This is a genomic window from Clostridium sp. LIBA-8553 (assembly GCF_057782465.1).
Window position 1 is genome coordinate 3,237,934 of sequence record NZ_CM173489.1, and the last position, 17,067, is coordinate 3,255,000.

At 29.0% G+C, this 17,067-nt stretch carries 17 protein-coding genes, 3 tRNA genes and 3 rRNA genes (1 of these 23 only partly in view); 4 read left to right on the top strand and 19 right to left on the bottom strand.

Features of this window, described 5'->3' with window-relative positions; translation table 11 throughout:
• Positions 1–16 precede the first annotated feature (16 nt).
• The 3 genes from AC2JAQ_RS14710 to AC2JAQ_RS14720 are packed head-to-tail and all read right to left on the bottom strand — an operon-like array spanning position 17 to position 2,021.
• Complete coding sequence (locus tag AC2JAQ_RS14710; RefSeq protein ID WP_488457054.1) at positions 17–1,033, bottom strand: protein arginine kinase; 1,017 nt, start codon at positions 1,031–1,033, stop codon at positions 17–19.
• The gene (locus AC2JAQ_RS14715; protein ID WP_488457055.1) at positions 1,017–1,544 is read right to left on the bottom strand and encodes a hypothetical protein; all 528 of its coding nucleotides are present in this window, start codon (positions 1,542–1,544) and stop codon (positions 1,017–1,019) included. Before AC2JAQ_RS14715 ends, AC2JAQ_RS14710 begins: the two co-directional genes overlap by 17 nt.
• Positions 1,545–1,565: 21 nt before the next feature.
• A complete protein-coding gene (locus AC2JAQ_RS14720; protein WP_488457056.1) occupies positions 1,566–2,021 on the bottom strand; it encodes a CtsR family transcriptional regulator in 456 nt (151 codons plus the stop codon).
• Between the two features lie 216 nt (positions 2,022–2,237).
• On the opposite strand from AC2JAQ_RS14720, the gene AC2JAQ_RS14725 reads away from it, so the two are divergent.
• Complete coding sequence (locus AC2JAQ_RS14725; protein WP_488457057.1) at positions 2,238–2,891, top strand: MBL fold metallo-hydrolase; 654 nt, start codon at positions 2,238–2,240, stop codon at positions 2,889–2,891.
• A gap of 51 nt (positions 2,892–2,942) precedes the next feature.
• Here AC2JAQ_RS14725 and AC2JAQ_RS14730 read toward each other — a convergent pair whose 3' ends face one another.
• The 9 genes from AC2JAQ_RS14730 to AC2JAQ_RS14770 form a co-directional block, all read right to left on the bottom strand.
• A complete protein-coding gene (locus tag AC2JAQ_RS14730) occupies positions 2,943–4,613 on the bottom strand; it encodes a Mur ligase family protein (RefSeq protein ID WP_488457058.1) in 1,671 nt (556 codons plus the stop codon).
• A gap of 133 nt (positions 4,614–4,746) precedes the next feature.
• Positions 4,747–4,917, bottom strand: a complete 171-nt coding sequence (locus tag AC2JAQ_RS14735; protein WP_003452217.1) for a 4Fe-4S ferredoxin — start codon at positions 4,915–4,917, stop codon at positions 4,747–4,749.
• 167 nt (positions 4,918–5,084) lie between these two features.
• Positions 5,085–5,990, bottom strand: coding sequence for a PSP1 domain-containing protein (locus AC2JAQ_RS14740; protein ID WP_423238970.1), 906 nt, complete (start codon positions 5,988–5,990; stop codon positions 5,085–5,087).
• Positions 5,991–5,992: 2 nt separating this feature from the next.
• Complete coding sequence (locus AC2JAQ_RS14745; protein WP_488457059.1) at positions 5,993–6,916, bottom strand: DNA polymerase III subunit delta'; 924 nt, start codon at positions 6,914–6,916, stop codon at positions 5,993–5,995.
• Positions 6,917–6,938: 22 nt separating this feature from the next.
• Complete coding sequence (locus AC2JAQ_RS14750; RefSeq protein ID WP_423238968.1) at positions 6,939–7,268, bottom strand: cyclic-di-AMP receptor; 330 nt, start codon at positions 7,266–7,268, stop codon at positions 6,939–6,941.
• A gap of 166 nt (positions 7,269–7,434) precedes the next feature.
• The gene (locus tag AC2JAQ_RS14755) at positions 7,435–7,590 is read right to left on the bottom strand and encodes a hypothetical protein (RefSeq protein ID WP_488457060.1); all 156 of its coding nucleotides are present in this window, start codon (positions 7,588–7,590) and stop codon (positions 7,435–7,437) included.
• A 15-nt stretch (positions 7,591–7,605) separates the two neighbouring features.
• Positions 7,606–8,196 carry a guanylate kinase gene (locus AC2JAQ_RS14760; RefSeq protein WP_488457061.1) on the bottom strand — a complete coding sequence of 197 codons (591 nt, stop codon included), beginning with the start codon at positions 8,194–8,196 and terminating at the stop codon, positions 7,606–7,608.
• Positions 8,197–8,477: 281 nt separating this feature from the next.
• On the bottom strand, positions 8,478–9,902 hold the full coding sequence (locus tag AC2JAQ_RS14765; RefSeq protein WP_488457062.1) for an aminotransferase class I/II-fold pyridoxal phosphate-dependent enzyme: 1,425 nt from the start codon (positions 9,900–9,902) through the stop codon (positions 8,478–8,480).
• Between the two features lie 18 nt (positions 9,903–9,920).
• The gene (locus AC2JAQ_RS14770) at positions 9,921–10,097 is read right to left on the bottom strand and encodes a sigma factor G inhibitor Gin (protein WP_488457063.1); all 177 of its coding nucleotides are present in this window, start codon (positions 10,095–10,097) and stop codon (positions 9,921–9,923) included.
• A gap of 154 nt (positions 10,098–10,251) precedes the next feature.
• On the opposite strand from AC2JAQ_RS14770, the gene AC2JAQ_RS14775 reads away from it, so the two are divergent.
• On the top strand, positions 10,252–11,421 hold the full coding sequence (locus AC2JAQ_RS14775; protein WP_488457064.1) for a zinc-binding metallopeptidase family protein: 1,170 nt from the start codon (positions 10,252–10,254) through the stop codon (positions 11,419–11,421).
• Positions 11,422–11,451: 30 nt separating this feature from the next.
• Here the strand turns inward: AC2JAQ_RS14775 and AC2JAQ_RS14780 are convergent, their stop codons facing one another.
• The gene (locus AC2JAQ_RS14780; RefSeq protein WP_488457065.1) at positions 11,452–11,949 is read right to left on the bottom strand and encodes a DUF6106 family protein; all 498 of its coding nucleotides are present in this window, start codon (positions 11,947–11,949) and stop codon (positions 11,452–11,454) included.
• A gap of 275 nt (positions 11,950–12,224) precedes the next feature.
• Here AC2JAQ_RS14780 and AC2JAQ_RS14785 point away from each other — a divergent pair, with 275 nt between their 5' ends.
• Both AC2JAQ_RS14785 and AC2JAQ_RS14790 read left to right on the top strand, forming a co-directional pair.
• Positions 12,225–13,169: a magnesium transporter CorA family protein gene (locus tag AC2JAQ_RS14785; RefSeq protein WP_488457066.1), complete on the top strand. Its 945-nt coding sequence runs from the start codon at positions 12,225–12,227 to the stop codon at positions 13,167–13,169.
• An 89-nt stretch (positions 13,170–13,258) separates the two neighbouring features.
• The gene (locus AC2JAQ_RS14790) at positions 13,259–14,140 is read left to right on the top strand and encodes a S66 peptidase family protein (protein ID WP_488457067.1); all 882 of its coding nucleotides are present in this window, start codon (positions 13,259–13,261) and stop codon (positions 14,138–14,140) included.
• 126 nt (positions 14,141–14,266) lie between these two features.
• Here the strand turns inward: AC2JAQ_RS14790 and AC2JAQ_RS14795 are convergent.
• The 6 genes from AC2JAQ_RS14795 to AC2JAQ_RS14820 form a co-directional block, all read right to left on the bottom strand.
• Positions 14,267–14,341: transfer RNA gene (locus tag AC2JAQ_RS14795), tRNA-Cys, on the bottom strand.
• Between the two features lie 4 nt (positions 14,342–14,345).
• A tRNA-Phe gene (locus tag AC2JAQ_RS14800) sits at positions 14,346–14,421 on the bottom strand.
• Positions 14,422–15,396: 975 nt separating this feature from the next.
• Positions 15,397–15,514, bottom strand: a 5S ribosomal RNA gene (gene rrf / locus AC2JAQ_RS14805).
• 2 nt (positions 15,515–15,516) lie between these two features.
• Positions 15,517–15,591 (bottom strand) — tRNA-Asn (locus AC2JAQ_RS14810).
• Positions 15,592–15,597: 6 nt separating this feature from the next.
• A 5S ribosomal RNA gene (gene rrf / locus AC2JAQ_RS14815) occupies positions 15,598–15,715 on the bottom strand.
• 50 nt (positions 15,716–15,765) lie between these two features.
• A 23S ribosomal RNA gene (locus tag AC2JAQ_RS14820) occupies positions 15,766–17,067 on the bottom strand (it continues 1,602 nt past the right edge of the window).

A 17,067-nucleotide genomic window follows, 5' to 3' on the forward strand; every position in this document is an offset into this window, starting at 1 on the left:
TCCCAATACCCTATAATTATGTGTTTAAAGCATTTCTAATAATTTTGGCTCTTTCTATTTTTAAATTCTGTATGTTTATTTTTTTATCTAAAGTTTTATTTATTATAATTGGCTGAATTTCAACCATTGCAGAATTTATAGCTTCCAGATCAACTCCTTCTATAATTCCACACTCAACACCTAATCGAACATATGATAAATATTTTAAGGCTTCACTAACATCAATAACATATGCATTTTTTAAAATACCTAATGCCCTAAAAATAGTATCCTTTAGTTCAACATATTCATTATCTAAAAGTTTATTTCTCTCTCTTTTTTCCTTTAGAATAAGTTTATTTACAATAGATATAAGAGAATCTAATATATCTTCTTCTTCCATACCTAAAGTTTTCATATTAGATACTTCATAAATATCTCCAATCCCCTTGTTGCCTAAGTTATATATACTTTTAAAAGAAATTCCATCTTCTTTTAAATCATCTTTTATTTCTCTTATGTTATTTTTTAAACTTAAAATTGGCAAATGTATTAAAACCTTTGCTCTTAATGTTGTTCCTAAATTTTTTATATTTGATGTTAAGTATCCTAACTCAGCATCAAAGGAATAGTTTATTTTTTCTTCAATTAAGTCATCTAACTTATCTACTTGAGAATATGCTTCTCTTAAACTTAATCCACTCTTTGTACATTCTATCCCAATATGCTCTTCTTCATTCAGCAATATATTAAATTCTCCATTTTTATTCATTATTAATACCATATAATCTTTATTTATAAATTCCTTTGTTAAGCCAAAATTCTCTTTATAGTAATTTATTAATTCTTCTTCATTGTCTTTTAATTTTAATACATAACACTTATCCAAAATTTTAACATCTTCTAATTGCTTTAAAACAGGTTCTACAACACTATTAAATTCTTCTCCTCTAAGAATGCATGTGAACTTGATTCCATTTATATTCCTTAATATCTTCACTTTTGATGCAATAACTATATTTCTATTGTCTTTAGGACTAATCCATTGAACCATTATTACTATCCTCCTCCATAATTTTTTTCAAATCATGTATCTTTTCTTTAGTAATAATAGCATTCTCATATTGCTCTTTAAGTATATTAATTTTCAGCTTTTCCTCTAACTTTAATATCTCTAACTTTTTAAGCTTATTTTTTATTCTTTTAGGTTGTTTTCCCATATGCTTAACATTCGCTTCTTTTGAATCTAATAAAAAATCTATGTTTTTTTTAAAGCTTTCATAACACTTTTCGCATCCAAGTAATTTATGCTCCTCAAAATTCTTATATTCCATTCCACAATTGACACAAATTAATTCTTCAGCTTCCATTATTTCATTAATACAATCTATATAATTATTTAAATCTATTAAAAAATCTTCCAAACTAATATCCTCATCTTCTAATGAAGAACTCATTATTTCAATTGCACATTTATCACAAAGCATTATAATTTCTTTATTACCATCAGTATCTTTTACTAACTGAACTGTTGCATTATTTTTATTACACCTCTCACAAAGCAAATTTCTCAACTCCCTATAAAATTACTTCAATAACACCATAAGCATAGCCTTAAAAATATCTGCCCTTGTTTCATTTATATTCTTAGAATTCTGAAGGGTTCTATCATTTATTGCAACTTTAGTAAGATTTGCTGCTTTTTCATCTATAATATTATGTTCAAGTAAGTTATCTACAATTGTGGCTGCATTATGATATGTAATTCCAGTGCCTATCTCATCATATATTAAATCTCTTCTATCAGCATGAACTTCATGAATAACTTTTTTAATAATAATATATCCTCCACCACCTCTTCTACTTTCGATTAAATATCCTTTTTCATAGGTAAATCTTGTTGTTAAAACATAATTTATTTGAGATGGTGCACATTTAAATTTGTCCGCTAACTCATTTCTTCTTATTCTTAAATTATTATCTTCTGTTTGTTCTAATAGATCCTTTAGAAAAAATTCTATTGAATCTGATAACTTAGCCATATATATCACTCCTCAAAATTTGACCTTTACTGACCTTAATACACAATATATATTAATACATTTGACTTACTTAATCAATGTAATACATCTATTCACCTATTATTTTCTGTAAATCTTTTTTAAACGAATTAAGTTTAAATAAATTATTTTTATATTTTATGTTTATTTTTATTATATGTGTCAACAATATAAATAATTTTTATAGGAGGGTTTTTAATGAATATTTATTGGTTAGGTCATTCTTGTTTTCTGATAAAAACTAATCTAGGAAAGCGTATATTAATGGATCCTTTTGATATAGATATAGGTTATATTCCTTACAAAGGAGATGTTGATGTTGTAACTATAAGCCATATGCACTTTGATCATAACTGTACAAAATATATAAATGATAAGGCAAAGGTTTTAACAGATTTAGTAGATTACCAAAATACCTTTTGTAAAATTAAATCCTTTCTCTCCTTTCATGACGATTGCTTTGGATTAAAAAGAGATAAAAACTTTATATTTAAGATTCTTTGCGATGATATCTCACTCTGTCATTTAGGTGATTTAGGACATATACTCTCTCCAAAATTAATAAAACAATTAGGCCATGTAGATATTTTATTTGTACCAGTTGGAGAGCATCTAACCATTTCTATAGAAAATTTAAAAAAAGTTATTTTAGATATAAACCCATGCTATGTAATTCCAATGCACTATAAAACTCAAAAATTAAGTTTTTACTTGAACACTTTAGATAATTTTCTTATGCAAATGAAAGATTATAAAATAACACATAATGAAGTTCTTTCTGTAAATTCAGATTCACTTCCTGATAAAACAACTATAAAAATCTTAGAACTTACATCAGAAGATATGATATAAAAAGGCTACGTCAAATGCTCTCATGCTAGAACTTTGATATAGCCTTTTCTATTAATGATAATTTTTTAAATCAATATCTATTGTTTTCTCTCCTAATTTAGCTAAATGCTTATTTATTACAGGTATTACTACATCTAAATGTTGTGTAAAATCTACTATAATATCACCACTTTTAGCTATTGATAGCGCTTTTTCAACTGCCTTTTCCTCATCAATTATTGAAAATACCTCTACTGATTCATTAGAAGTTTCTTCTATACCACTCTTTAACAAATTAGTTATTTCTAAAGTCTCTCTTCCTCTCCTATCAAAAGTTTCCTTAATTATTATTGCATCTGAATTTTTTCCAGCTATTCTTCCTAACTCTTTTATATATTCATCAAGTCTATCTCCTGGAGAAGACACTATTGAAATAATATTATTCTTTTGTAGATTCCTAGCTAAATAAAACAATTCTTCAAAAGCTTCTGGATTATGACCATAATCTAATATAATTTTGAAGTCCCCAATATCTAAAATATTTTGTCTTCCCAAATTATTATTAATATCACACTCTACATCCTTTAAAGCATTAATTACCTCACTTAAATTTTCATGAATAGCAAATATAGCTGCTATTGATACTAAAACATTATTTATGTTTGTTTTTGATTTTCCATCATGAGTGAATTTAAAATCTTTTATCTTAGAAACTATATTTTTATTTTTTCCATCATAATATATTATATTTTCATCCTCTACATACCAAGCTTCTTTTTCATTTTTTATATGTTCATCAATACACTCATTTCTTTCAAAATTAAATAAAACTAAATTGCCTTTCATCTTTAAAGCTTCATAAAGTTTTGACTCAGCTTTGATTATTACTTTTCCTTCTGGCAAAACTTCTTTAGTGGTAATTAATTTTATATTCATTAAATCATTTATATTTTCTATACCATCAGAGCCTATATGATCATCACTTAAAGAAGTTATTATGGCAATCTTAGAATTTTTAAATCCTAAACCTTTTCTTAATATTCCTCCTCTAGCAGTTTCTAAAACTGCAATTTGAACCTTTGGATTGGTAAGAACTTTTTTGGCACTATAAAACCCAGTAGTATCTCCCTTTTTTACAAACTCATTATTTATAATGACACCACCCGTCATAGCTAGCCCACTGAAATACCTTAAATTTTCTAAACCACTATAAATTAATTTTGAAGTTGATGTTTTCCCATTTGTTCCTGTTACAGATATTATAGGAATCTCTCCATTATTATTTAAATCTAAATTGTAATTCTTATTTTCATAATCATCTCGGCTTATTATTTTAGAATTAACTCCATAACCAACAACTATTTTATCTTCAACATTGAAATAATCTATTCCTTTTTTTGAACATTCTTCTAATAATTCATATTCCCAAATTCGTTGTCTCTTTGATACCGCATTATTCAATAAGTCATCAGCACTCACGCCATCAATTAAATTCTCAATTATAAATAAAGCCAATTCTTTGTTGGAATAAGTCAACCAAGCTTTACCACCACATTCATCATATATAGCATCCTTTAATGTTCCTTCAACATTCATTTGTTTACATATAAACTCATAATCACTTATTAACCAATATAATCTTTTTCTTTCGGATTCACCTATGTATATATATATAAGTTTTTCCTCTCCCTTAATATTTCTCCCTTCTAGTACTTTTAAATCTATAAGTTTCAAAATACTCACCCTTCCTACCATTATTATCATTATATTTTTCCATGGCTTTCCTACATTTATTCAAAAATTAATTTAAAACATAAAAAAAGCAGCTAAAAAAGCTGCCAAAAAAAAGATCATCCGAAGATGATCTTTATTAATATTATTCTTGAACTGGTGCACCTACTGGACAAACATTAGCGCAGTTTCCGCAATCGATACAAGTATCTGCATCTATAACGAATTGAGTATCTCCTTGTGATATTGCGTCTACAGGACACTCAGCAGCGCATGCTCCACAGCTTACACATGTGTCTAATATTTTGTATGCCATAATAAAACACCTCCTAAAATGTTGGTATAAAAATACCATATTTATATTATCACATTTCTTTTAATTTTTAAAGTATTTAATATCTCTTTTAAGCATATTTAGCTTATTCTAGTAGAATTAGAATTAATATGCTAAAGAATACCCCCATACCGTATTAAAATATCTTTTTAGTTATCTTTTATTAGGTTTTTAATTAACGCCTTATCAGCTTCATCAGTAATTTCTAACCTGATATTTGTATCCTCAACTTCATCTTCGTAACTACCTGAAATTAATTTTACATCATACATTTTAAACTCTTGTATAAATTCTTCGTTCTTTCTTGGTAACTTAACTCTTACTAATTCCTTTAAAATATTATTAGCTATTACTTCCCCTTTTCCAAGTTCAGTTTCGACTATTGAACCAACTTTAGGAAGTTCTTTTCTAATCTCTTCATATGTGCTTTGTTCATAATTTAAACAACACATAAGTCTTCCACAAATTCCTGATATCTTAGTTGGATTTAGTGATAAATTCTGTTCCTTTGCCATCTTTATTGAAACAGAAGCAAAATCACCTAAGAATGTAGAACAACAAAGAGGTCTTCCACACGGTCCAAGTCCCCCTATCATTTTTGCCTCATCTCTAACTCCTATTTGTCTAAGCTCTATCCTTGTCTTAAATATAGTTGCTAAGTCTTTTACTAATTCTCTAAAGTCAACTCTTCCCTCTGCAGTAAAGTAAAATATAACTTTATTATTGTCAAAAGTGTATTCGACATCTATTAGTTTCATTATTAAATTATGTTCTTCTATCTTTTTTAAGCATATTTCAAAAGCCTCTGTCTCCTTAGCTTTATTCTCCTTATGCTTATTTATGTCTTCTTCTGTGGCCAATCTTAATACAGATTTTAATGGTGCAACGATATCCTCTTCACTAATTTTTCTTATACCAATTACACATTCTCCAAATTCAATACCTCTAGCAGTTTCAACAATTACGTTTTGACCCTTCTTTATTTCTATACCATTAGGTCCAAAGTAATATATTTTACCAGCTTTTTTAAATCTGACTCCTATTACTTCAATCATTTTTATTCCTCCAATATACTAATCAGCATACTATCTAAAGTTAGCCATAAATTAGTATTACTTTTTAAATTATTTCTGGCCTCATTAACTACTTTTATTATCCTATTTAATTTGTTATAGGATAAGTTATTAGCTATTTCTCTAATATCATCTATCTTATCTCCATTTATAATGGACAAGTTATTTTCTATTTCCTTAAATATAATTGAATCTCTTGCAAAAATAGTTATAGCCTCTAATATTTCGCCTTCATTTCCCTTCATACTATAAAATTTATCCGAATATTTTATAGGTACATCTATTTTTCCATGTCCAATATCCTTTAACATTTCTATAACTGTATTTCTTATTTCTTTAAAAATATCATCATTCATGAATTTATCAACTCTTCCAGGTATACCTTCACTAAAAGATACAAGAGTTCTATTTAATTCACTATCTATATCCTTATATTTTTCACTTATATATAAATTAATTTCCTCTTTACTAAGAGGTGCTAATCTATGTATTTGACATCTAGATCTTATGGTTTCTAATATAGAATCAATGTTACTACTTAAAATTACTATAAAAATACCAGCAAGAGGCTCTTCTATAGTCTTTAATAAAGCATTCTGTGCCGCCACAGTAAGCTTCTCTCCATTATGAATTATTATAACTTTTCTGTTACATTCATAAGGTTTTTTATTTGCCTCTTCTATGATACTTCTTACTAAATCAACACCAAATGATGCTTTTTCAGATTTATAATGAACAATATCAACATGTTCTCTCTGTGATGGTATTCCTAAAATCTTATAAGCAAATTCATCAGCTAAAAGACTTTTTCCTATTCCATCCTCACCAATAATTAAATGAGCATGGGAAAGTGCATTTTTACTTACACTTTTATTAAATCTATCTCTAACTTTATTGTGACCTATCATTTATGCACTTTCCTTTCTACTTTTAAATTTTCACAAATTTATCTACATCAACAACAAAGATTGTAGCTCCACCAACCTGAACTTCTATAGGATATGGTATATATACCCCTCCTGGTTCTGAAACAGTTGTAGGTCCACTTACAACGCCTTTTCTTGTCTCGCATATATTTTTTATTATCTTTATTACATCATCAACCTTTTCCTTTTGAACCCCAGACAAAAGTGTAGTGTTACCTGATTTTAAAAAGCCACCAGTTGTAGCTAATTTAGTTACACTATATCCCTTCTCATTTAACGCATCAACTAAATCTAAAGCATCATCGTCCTGTACTATAGATATTACCAATTTCATAACACGTCCTCCTTACCTTCTACACCCTAATTTCAAAATTATGTTTTAAATAATTATATCATTATTTATTACTCTTAACCAAACTTCTTAATGGTTTAATTTCATAAAGTATATAATTTACTCTTTATTAAAAACTTTATATATTAAATAGAAAAATTATCTGATTTTACTTTATACTTTTTATACCTAAAACAGCTAAAATTGCTCCTACTATAGCGAATACTTTATTTATTCCATATGTATCAATATTAGAAACAGCCAAATATATTCCTATTAATATTATTAAAAATCCAACAAAAGTTAATTTTAATGCATTTTTCATATTCTCTACCCCATTTTATTTAGAAAGTTTTCTTATAACTTCTGATATCTCATTTATACACTTATCTAAATCATAATTATCATATTTCTTAATTATATTATTACTAATTAATTTATCATGACTAAAATCTTCATTATCAGCTAAAAATCTTCTACACATCTCATTGTAATTAGGATTTTTTTGTTCTCTTTCTCTTTTTAAAGCTCTTTCTAATCTAATACCATCATCTAAATTTATATATAAAGGAACAAGCTTTTCATCACCAAAATACTTTCTAAACTCAGAATAAGCTTCTAAAGTCACAATAACTATATAGTTATTGTTTTCTAAATCTATTTGACCGTCATCTATAGTTGAATAATACCACTTTCCATGCACAGTATCATAAACTCTACATTCTATTATTTTCCCATCTTTATCAAAACTATCTAACTTTTTTTTATCTATAAAAAAATACTCCACACCATCTGTTTCATTATTTCTTTTAGGTCTAGTTGTATATGTAACTATAGTTTTTAGGTTTAAATTTTCTATCTTATTTATTTCTTTTAAAATAGTATCTTTACCTGAACCACTTTTCCCCATTATGCAAAATATCTTACCCATGACTACTCCAATCTATATAAAAATATTTAATTTTCTAATGTATATCAAGGCTATTATAGCAAATTCTATAATAACTCCTCATCTTAATCCACAGATTATTATATCAAATTATGCAAGATTAAAGTTATTATATACATTAAAAAGGTTGTACCAAAATTTATAAATAAAAAATACTCCTTTTATATCTTTCATTTACTAAATAAATTGATACAACCTACTAATCTTATTTGATATTCTTTATAACTATCTTATAAACTTTAATATTTTAGTTTCTTTTGATTCTACTTTATAACTTTTACTTTATTATCCTTTATTCCTATTATATCTACTCCATTTTTCCTATACTCATTAATTAATTTAATATGTTTTTCCTCTATTACTTCTCCAATAATAAGCATAGGAACTCCTGGTGGATATGGAACTATACTTTCTGCTACTATTTTTCCTAGTGCTTTATCTATACTAACTCTCTCATATTCTGCATCTAATACTTCAAAAGGTTCTAAACTCCTTTTAGGTAAATCTGTTAAATAAAAATCTATCTCTTCATCTTCTAAGCATTTTATATCACATGACTTTAAAGCTTTTTCTAAACTCCTGAAGTCATTCTCTGTATTAAATGGCGATGGTATTAAAACAACGTTCTTATTATCACTCATTTCACACTGTATCTTCTTGCTTCTTAAATAATCTAATAGTTTATTTCCATTTAAATTTTCCTCTAAATTTATTACTATCCTACTGCTATCTATTTTAATATCATTTATCTTAATATTTTTTTCTAATCCATTAATTAAAAACTTTTTATCCAATATTTTGAAATATGATAAATCCTCAACTGATTTCTTAAAATCATCTATTACTTTAAGTAATTTATCATAGGCTTCTTCACCATGTTCCTCTAAAAAATTCCTTGAGTAATCTAAACTCATCATGAACATATAAGAAGGACTAGTACTCATAAATACATTTTTATAAAACTCTATTTCCTCAATAAATTTTTCATCATTAACATGCATCCAAGCAGTTTGAGTTAAGCTTGGCAATGTTTTGTGAGCACTCATTACCACCATATCAGCTTTTAATTCTTGTACACTTTTAGGTAATAATTTATTAAATCCAAAATGCGCACCATGAGCTGAATCTATGGCAATTTTCAAATTAGCCTCTCTAGCTATTTTTACTGTTTCATCTATATTGACACCAACTCCATAATAGTTAGGATAAGTTAATATTATTCCTTTTAAATCTTTATTTAAATCTATTTGGCTCTTTAAATGATTTAAATCTATTCCCACTGGTGCCTTTAATTTTGAATGAAATATATTATTTATAAAAACTGGTTTTAACTTTCTCATTATTATTCCATTCATTATGCTTTTGTGACAGTTTCTTTCAACTAAGATTTTATCCCCTTCTTTAAACAAAGAAAAAATCATTATTAAATTTCCACAAGTACTTCCATTAACTAAAAAATAGCTTTTTTTACTATTATATAATTTAGAAAGCTTTTCTTCAGCCTCCTTAATTATGCCCTCTGGATGCTGAAGGTTGTCTAATCCTTCAACTTCAGTTAAATCACCTTGTAAAAGTATTTGTTCTAAATTCTTAAATCCTCTTCCCATTTTATGTCCTGGCATTGAGAAAGGGATTATTTCTTCCTTTAAGTAACTTGATATTCCATCAATTATAGGAATATTTTTCAACGCTATCCTCTCCTCTATTTATCCTAATTTCTTCTTATAAATCTCTTCTTTTAATCTATTTTTATAGAATTCATAAAACTCACTATTTGCATCACAACTTATAGCTTTTTTCTCACATTCTGTGCATATTAATTTTCCTCGTATCATTATACCACAGCCTTCTTTTCCACAAATTATACAAATTGATTTACTCATAGATAACACTCCTTAAAATTCTGTTTTTCTATATTTTTTCCAAATGGTATTTTTCTATACATACTATGCTACAAAAATATTTAAGTAAATAAAAATAAATATTTTTTTTATTGTAGCACAAACTAAAGTTATAAATATTTAGGAGGTTTTTTCAATGAGACAGGAAGTTATTTCTTATTTATCTACAGAAAAAGAAGATTTATTTAATCTTTGCAAATTTCTACATGATAACCCTGAAGAAAGCTACAAAGAGTATGATGCTTGTAAATATATATGTAATTTCCTAAGAGATAGAGATTTTAAAGTAACAGAGAAGTTCTTAGACTTAGATACTTCTTTCTATGCTGAAAAAGGAAATGGATACCCTAAGATATGCTTTTTATGTGAATATGATGCTATTAAATCTAAAGGCGGCCATATAACTGGCCATAATCTTCTTAGTACAATTTCAATTACAAGTGCCTTAGGTTTAGGCAAAGTTATTGAAAAGTCTGGTGGAACCGTAGTATTAATAGGATGCCCTGGAGAATATTTAGGTGGAACTAAAGCAACTTTTGTTAGACAAGGTGTATTTGATGATATAGATGTAGTTTTAACAGCACACCCAGATGTCACTACTTCTGAAAGTGGTACATCTAAAGCGATTATTCCTCTAAAAGTGACTTTTAAAGGAAAGGATGGATTAAGCTTTTTAGATTTTGATAGTTTTACATCTTTAGATGGTACTATGTTAACTTTTAATGTAATAAATGCTTTATCTAAGGGATTTTGTAAAGAAGCTAATATACATACTATTTTATCTCAAGGTGGTGTTACTCCGCTTCTAAGACCTACTGAATCAGAAGGCAAGTTATATATAAGAGCAGAAAATACAAAAATAGCAAAATGTATAGAAAATAAAATCAGAAATATAGTTTCTTGTATTTCTGATACTATGAATTTAGAAAGCTGCGTTCAACTTTATGAACCTCCAAACGAGGAACTTTTATCAAACCAAATCTTAAATAGATTATATAGCCATAATTTAAAAGAAAATGGAATAATAAATATAGGAAAACCAAGAGATATAGATGCAGGACTTTCACTTGGAGCTGTAAGTCATAAGGTTCCATGTATTCACCCTTATATAAACATAATTGATGATATAAATATTAAATATGGAACTAAAGAATTTGCTGATGCAACAATATCAGGCTTTGCTCAAGAACAAGCACTCTCAGCCTCTTATTCACTTATTTCTACAGCTTTAGATCTTATAGAAAGTGATTTCTTACTTTCAGAGATTAAAGAAACATTTAATTTATCTAAAGAAAGTTTATATTAAAAAAAGAGAGTCTTAAAACTCTCTTTTTTATTAACTAGCTATGCTCTTTTCTAATTTATCAACAAGCTCTCTGCTTGGCTTAAAATAGAACTTATGATATCTGTCATCTTTTTTATATACACAACAATAATGACCTGTTACATCTAATAAACTACAAACATATTTTCTACAAGAAGAAGTTTTAAATTCTCTTGCTTTTTTAGAATCATCTTTTCCTAAATAAACAATATTATTTATCTTAACATTTTCTAATGTTGATTGTTCATTAGACTTCATTTTATGAATCATTAGTTGGTTAGCTACAATAGAATATTTATAGCTTGTATTACATTTTCTATACTCTCTAAAGAATATAACTAATGTTAAGACTAAAAATATTGGATCTGTTATTGTTTCTGCTCTAAAAGATTCAATTTTAAAATTTCCAAAAAAATTTGATAGGCTTATAGCTAAACTCATACAAATTATACTAATTACAATAGCTACATCCCTTCTTTTTTTGACTATTTCCTTGTGCATAGTGCCCATTTAAAAATCCCCCGACTTTTAATATTATAAACAAAACACATTATACTAATTTTCATAAATTAATTCTACCTAGATAAAGGTAAAATTTTATTGATTTTAATCTAAATTCTTCATATTTAAAGTTTATATCAATTGTATTGCTTGTACCTCATTATTTCTGTTGCTTTCTTTATTATATATAAATTAATTGCAAAAATTCTCTTGATTTTATCTTAAATAACTTGTTTAATGGTAGTTGGAACACTAATATAACTTAATACTTTGGGAGGGAGAAAATGATTCAAATATATAAATCTTTAAGTGAAAATGATGGGACTTTAAAGAAAATTGATTCCCTTGAACCAGGTTGTTGGGTTAATATAATCGCACCTTCTCAAGAGGAGCTACTTCTTATTTCTAAAAAAACTGGAGTTCCTTTGGAATTTTTAAAAGCATCTTTAGATGATGAAGAGACTTCTCGTATAGAAATAGAAGGCGATTTTATATTAATAATAGTCGATATTCCTTTTACAGAAATGGAGGATAACTCCTTAACATATGATACTTATCCATTAGCAATAATTCATACTAAAAATGAATTAATTACTGTATGTTTAAAAAATAGTAAGGTATTAACCGACTTCTCTTCAAATAAAGTTCGTAATTTTTACTCTTTTAAAAAATCAAGATTTATTTTACAAATTCTAAATAGAGTTTCTACATATTATCTTTTATATTTAAGACAAATTGATAAAAAAAGTATTATGATAGAAAAACGACTTCACAAATCTATGAAAAACAGAGAGTTAGTTCAATTGCACTCATTAAGTAAATCATTAGTATATTTTTCAACATCCTTGAAATCTAATGAAATAACATTGGAAAAGATGTTGAAGCTTGACGTTATTCAAAGATATGAAGAAGATAAAGATGTCTTAGAAGATGTAATAATAGAAAATAAACAGGCTATTGAAATGACTGAAATATATAGTAACATTTTAGGCAGTACTATGGATTTCTTTGCTTCTGTTATTTCTAATAATCTAAACATAGTAATGAAATTCTTAGCTTCTGTTACAATACTTATGTCAGTATTAACTGTTATTTCAGGTATATATGGAATGAATTTTGACTATATACCATTATTACACCATCCAAATGGATTTTTTATAGTTATGACTCTATCTATAATACTTTGTGGTGTAATAGCATTTATATTATATAAAAAAGATATGTTTTAAATTACATGTAAACATAGAAAAATTTAAGCATATAATTAACTAAAAGAGTATTGAGAGCAATTTTGCTCTCTATTTTTTTAGGAGGTTTTATGATGAAATTTCAAAAACTCAAAATTGGAGATACAATCGGTATTGTTTCTCCTGCTAGTGGAGATAATCCTGATGTAATAAACTACAATATATCTTCATTTAAAAACCTAGGCTTTAAAATTAAAGAAGGGAAACATTTAAGAAAGAAAAATGACTACTTAGCTGCTTCAGATAAAGAGCGTGCTGAGGATTTAATGAGAATGTTTGAAGATAAAGATGTAAAGGCAATAGTAGCTTATAGAGGTGGTTATGGATGTATAAGAATTTTACCTTATTTAGATATTGGATTAATTAAAAAAAATCCTAAAATTTTATGTGGTTATAGCGATTTAACTGTTCTCTTAAACTATATATCACAAAAAACAGGATTAGTAACGTTTCATGGTCCAATGATAAATTCTAAGATCAACTCAGATGAATTAACTAAGAATAGTTTTCTATCAATGTTAACTGATGAAAGCAATTTAATTAACATACCTACCAAAGATTTTAAGATAATAAATAAAGATTTGTTTAGAGGAACTCTTTGTGGAGGAAATTTAACAATGCTATGTAGTTCTCTCGGAACTCCTTATGAAATAAATACTAGAAATAAAATACTTATGCTTGAGGATATAAACGAAGAAAATTACGCTATAGATAGATCTTTAATACAACTAAAACTTTCAGGAAAATTAGATTCATGTAGAGCCTTTTTAATAGGTCACTTTACTCCGTATAACCCCAAAACAATTAATACTATCATTTCTATATTATCACCTTATAATAAACCAATAATATATAATATGCCTTTTGGACATGATTATCCTAATATAAGTCTTCCGATTAGCTCTTCTATATTATTTGATCCAACTAAAGAAAAATTAATAATAAAATATTAGTAAAATGAAAAAAGTGGATTTATCAAAGATAAATCCACTTAATCCTTAGTGTTTGGAATAAAATTTAGTGTGTATATGTAAATTTCTACAAAGCAAAAACCTCAGTAAATTTACTGAGGTTTTTTATGGAGGCGCCACCCGGATTTGAACCGGGGAATAAAGGTTTTGCAGACCTCTGCCTTACCACTTGGCTATAGCGCCACACTGGTGGCTCGAGCAGGAATCGAACCAGCGACACGAGGATTTTCAGTCCTCTGCTCTACCGACTGAGCTATCGAGCCTTACCACCAAAGAGCAATTGCTCTTCACAAGTATTAATTATATAGATATATCTGCAATATGTCAACATGTTTTTTGAAAATTTTATATGTTTTTTTATAAAAATATACTTATTCAATTAATATCTACTAAAAAATACAATATTACATCAAAAAAACATCTCTTTGTAGCCATATTATTAATTCTACTTAATAAAATACTTTTCTGTGATAAAGATCTACTCAGCTAAAAAATAATTGTCTATATTTTTATTATATTCTCATACCTAAAATTTGTTCACCTAATTTATACAATTTAAATTAATTATATCTGTTTATAAAATTTATTTAAAAAGTTATCAACATATAAAATGAATTATATTTTATCAACACAATTTTATTATACTTTTCAGTTGTGTTTTAGGTGAATATTAATTTTTAGATAAAACTATAAAACCACCTTAATAATTAATTCTAATAACTATTAATTTCAAGCTGTCACCGTTCCTAGATAAATTTAAATAAAATTCAGAGGCCTAATAAGATTTCTACATTAAACCTTATTTTATCTACTTAAGATAATGACATCATGAATTTTTATAATGAATTCTCTCTTTGGTTTGTTTAAATATATAAGTTCAAAATACAAAATTGAAAATTTTGATTTTATCTTAAAATTAGTAGGTTGAAGAAATGGTTAAAAATTAATACTGATTTAAAAATAATTCAGCTCCTAAATAACACTTTCAAAAAGTTAAATTTATTTATATCCTTTGCTTAATTTATTATATTAAATATTATAAGTTTTATGACAAGCACTTACTACTCTGAAAGTTATCCACAAAAACAATTTATTTTTTTTAGTTTTAAATTCTGTGGATAATTTTTAAAATAAAAATATCCACAGAAAAAATTATTCTAAAAGAATAAAGTTTTCATGTGGATATCTTAATATTTCACAAAATAAAAAAGCTTGAATTAAAATTCAAGCTTTATCTTACCTAGCGACCATCTACTCTCCCACACAGTCTCCCGTGCAGTACCATCGACCGTAAAAGGCTTAACCGTCGTGTTCGAAATGGGAACGGGTGTTACCCTTAAACGCATCATCACTAGATTTGGCTCCTCGAAGAGGACTCGAACCTCCAGCCTATCGGTTAACAGCCGAGTGCTCCACCATTGAGCTATCGAGGAATACTGACCTGGCGACCACCTACTCTCCCACACAGTCTCCCGTGCAGTACCATCGGCTTCTAAAGGCTTAACCGTCGTGTTCGGAATGGGAACGGGTGTTACCCTAAAGAACATCATCACCAGATTATTAGAAAGATTTTGTTCTTTCAAAATTGCACATAATTAATACTATATTTGGTCAAGCCCTCGATCTATTAGTATCAGTCAGCTGAACATGTTACCATGCTTACACCCCTGACCTATCAACCTTGTGTTCTTCAAGGGATCTTACTAGCTTACGCTATGGGAAATCTCATCTTGAGGTTGGCTTCACGCTTAGATGCTTTCAGCGTTTATCCATTCCCGACTTAGCTACCCAGCTGTGCTCCTGGCGGAACAACTGGTACACCAGAGGTCAGTCCATCCCGGTCCTCTCGTACTAAGGACAGCTCCTCTCAAATTTCCTACGCCCGCGACGGATAGGGACCGAACTGTCTCACGACGTTCTGAACCCAGCTCGCGTGCCGCTTTAATGGGCGAACAGCCCAACCCTTGGGACCTACTTCAGCCCCAGGATGCGACGAGCCGACATCGAGGTGCCAAACCTCCCCGTCGATGTGGACTCTTGGGGGAGATCAGCCTGTTATCCCCGAGGTAGCTTTTATCCGTTGAGCGATGGCCCTCCCACGAGGTACCACCGGATCACTAAGCCCGACTTTCGTCCCTGCTCCACTTGTGGGTGTCGCAGTCAGGCTCCCTTCTGCCTTTGCACTCTACGAACGATTTCCGACCGTTCTGAGGGAACCTTTGGGCGCCTCCGTTACTTTTTAGGAGGCGACCGCCCCAGTCAAACTGCCCACCTAACAATGTCCTGTGACCAGATTCATGGCCGCCAGTTAGAATTTCAGTACTGTCAGGGTGGTATCCCAAGGATGGCTCCACTAAGGCTGACGCCCTAGTTTCCTAGCCTCCCACCTATCCTGTACAGACAATACCAAAACTCAATGCTAAGCTACAGTAAAGCTCTACGGGGTCTTTCCGTCCAATCGCGGGTAGCGAGCATCTTCACTCGCACTACAACTTCGCCGGATTTACAGTTGAGACAGTGCCCAAGTCATTACGCCATTCGTGCGGGTCAGAACTTACCTGACAAGGAATTTCGCTACCTTAGGACCGTTATAGTTACGGCCGCCGTTTACTGGGGCTTAAGTTCACACCTTCGCTTGCGCTAAGTGTTCCCCTTAACCTTCCAGCACCGGGCAGGCGTCAGCCCCTATACATCAGCTTACGCTTTAGCAGAGACCTGTGTTTTTGCTAAACAGTTGCTTGGGCCTATTCTCTGCGGCCTACTCTCGTAGGCACCCCTTCTCGCGAACTTACGGGGTCAATTTGCCGAGTTCCTTAACTGTAATTCTTCCGCCGGCCTTAGGATTCTCTCCTCACCTACCTGTGTCGGTTTGCGGTACGGGCACTACTTCTCTCTCTAGACGCTTTTCT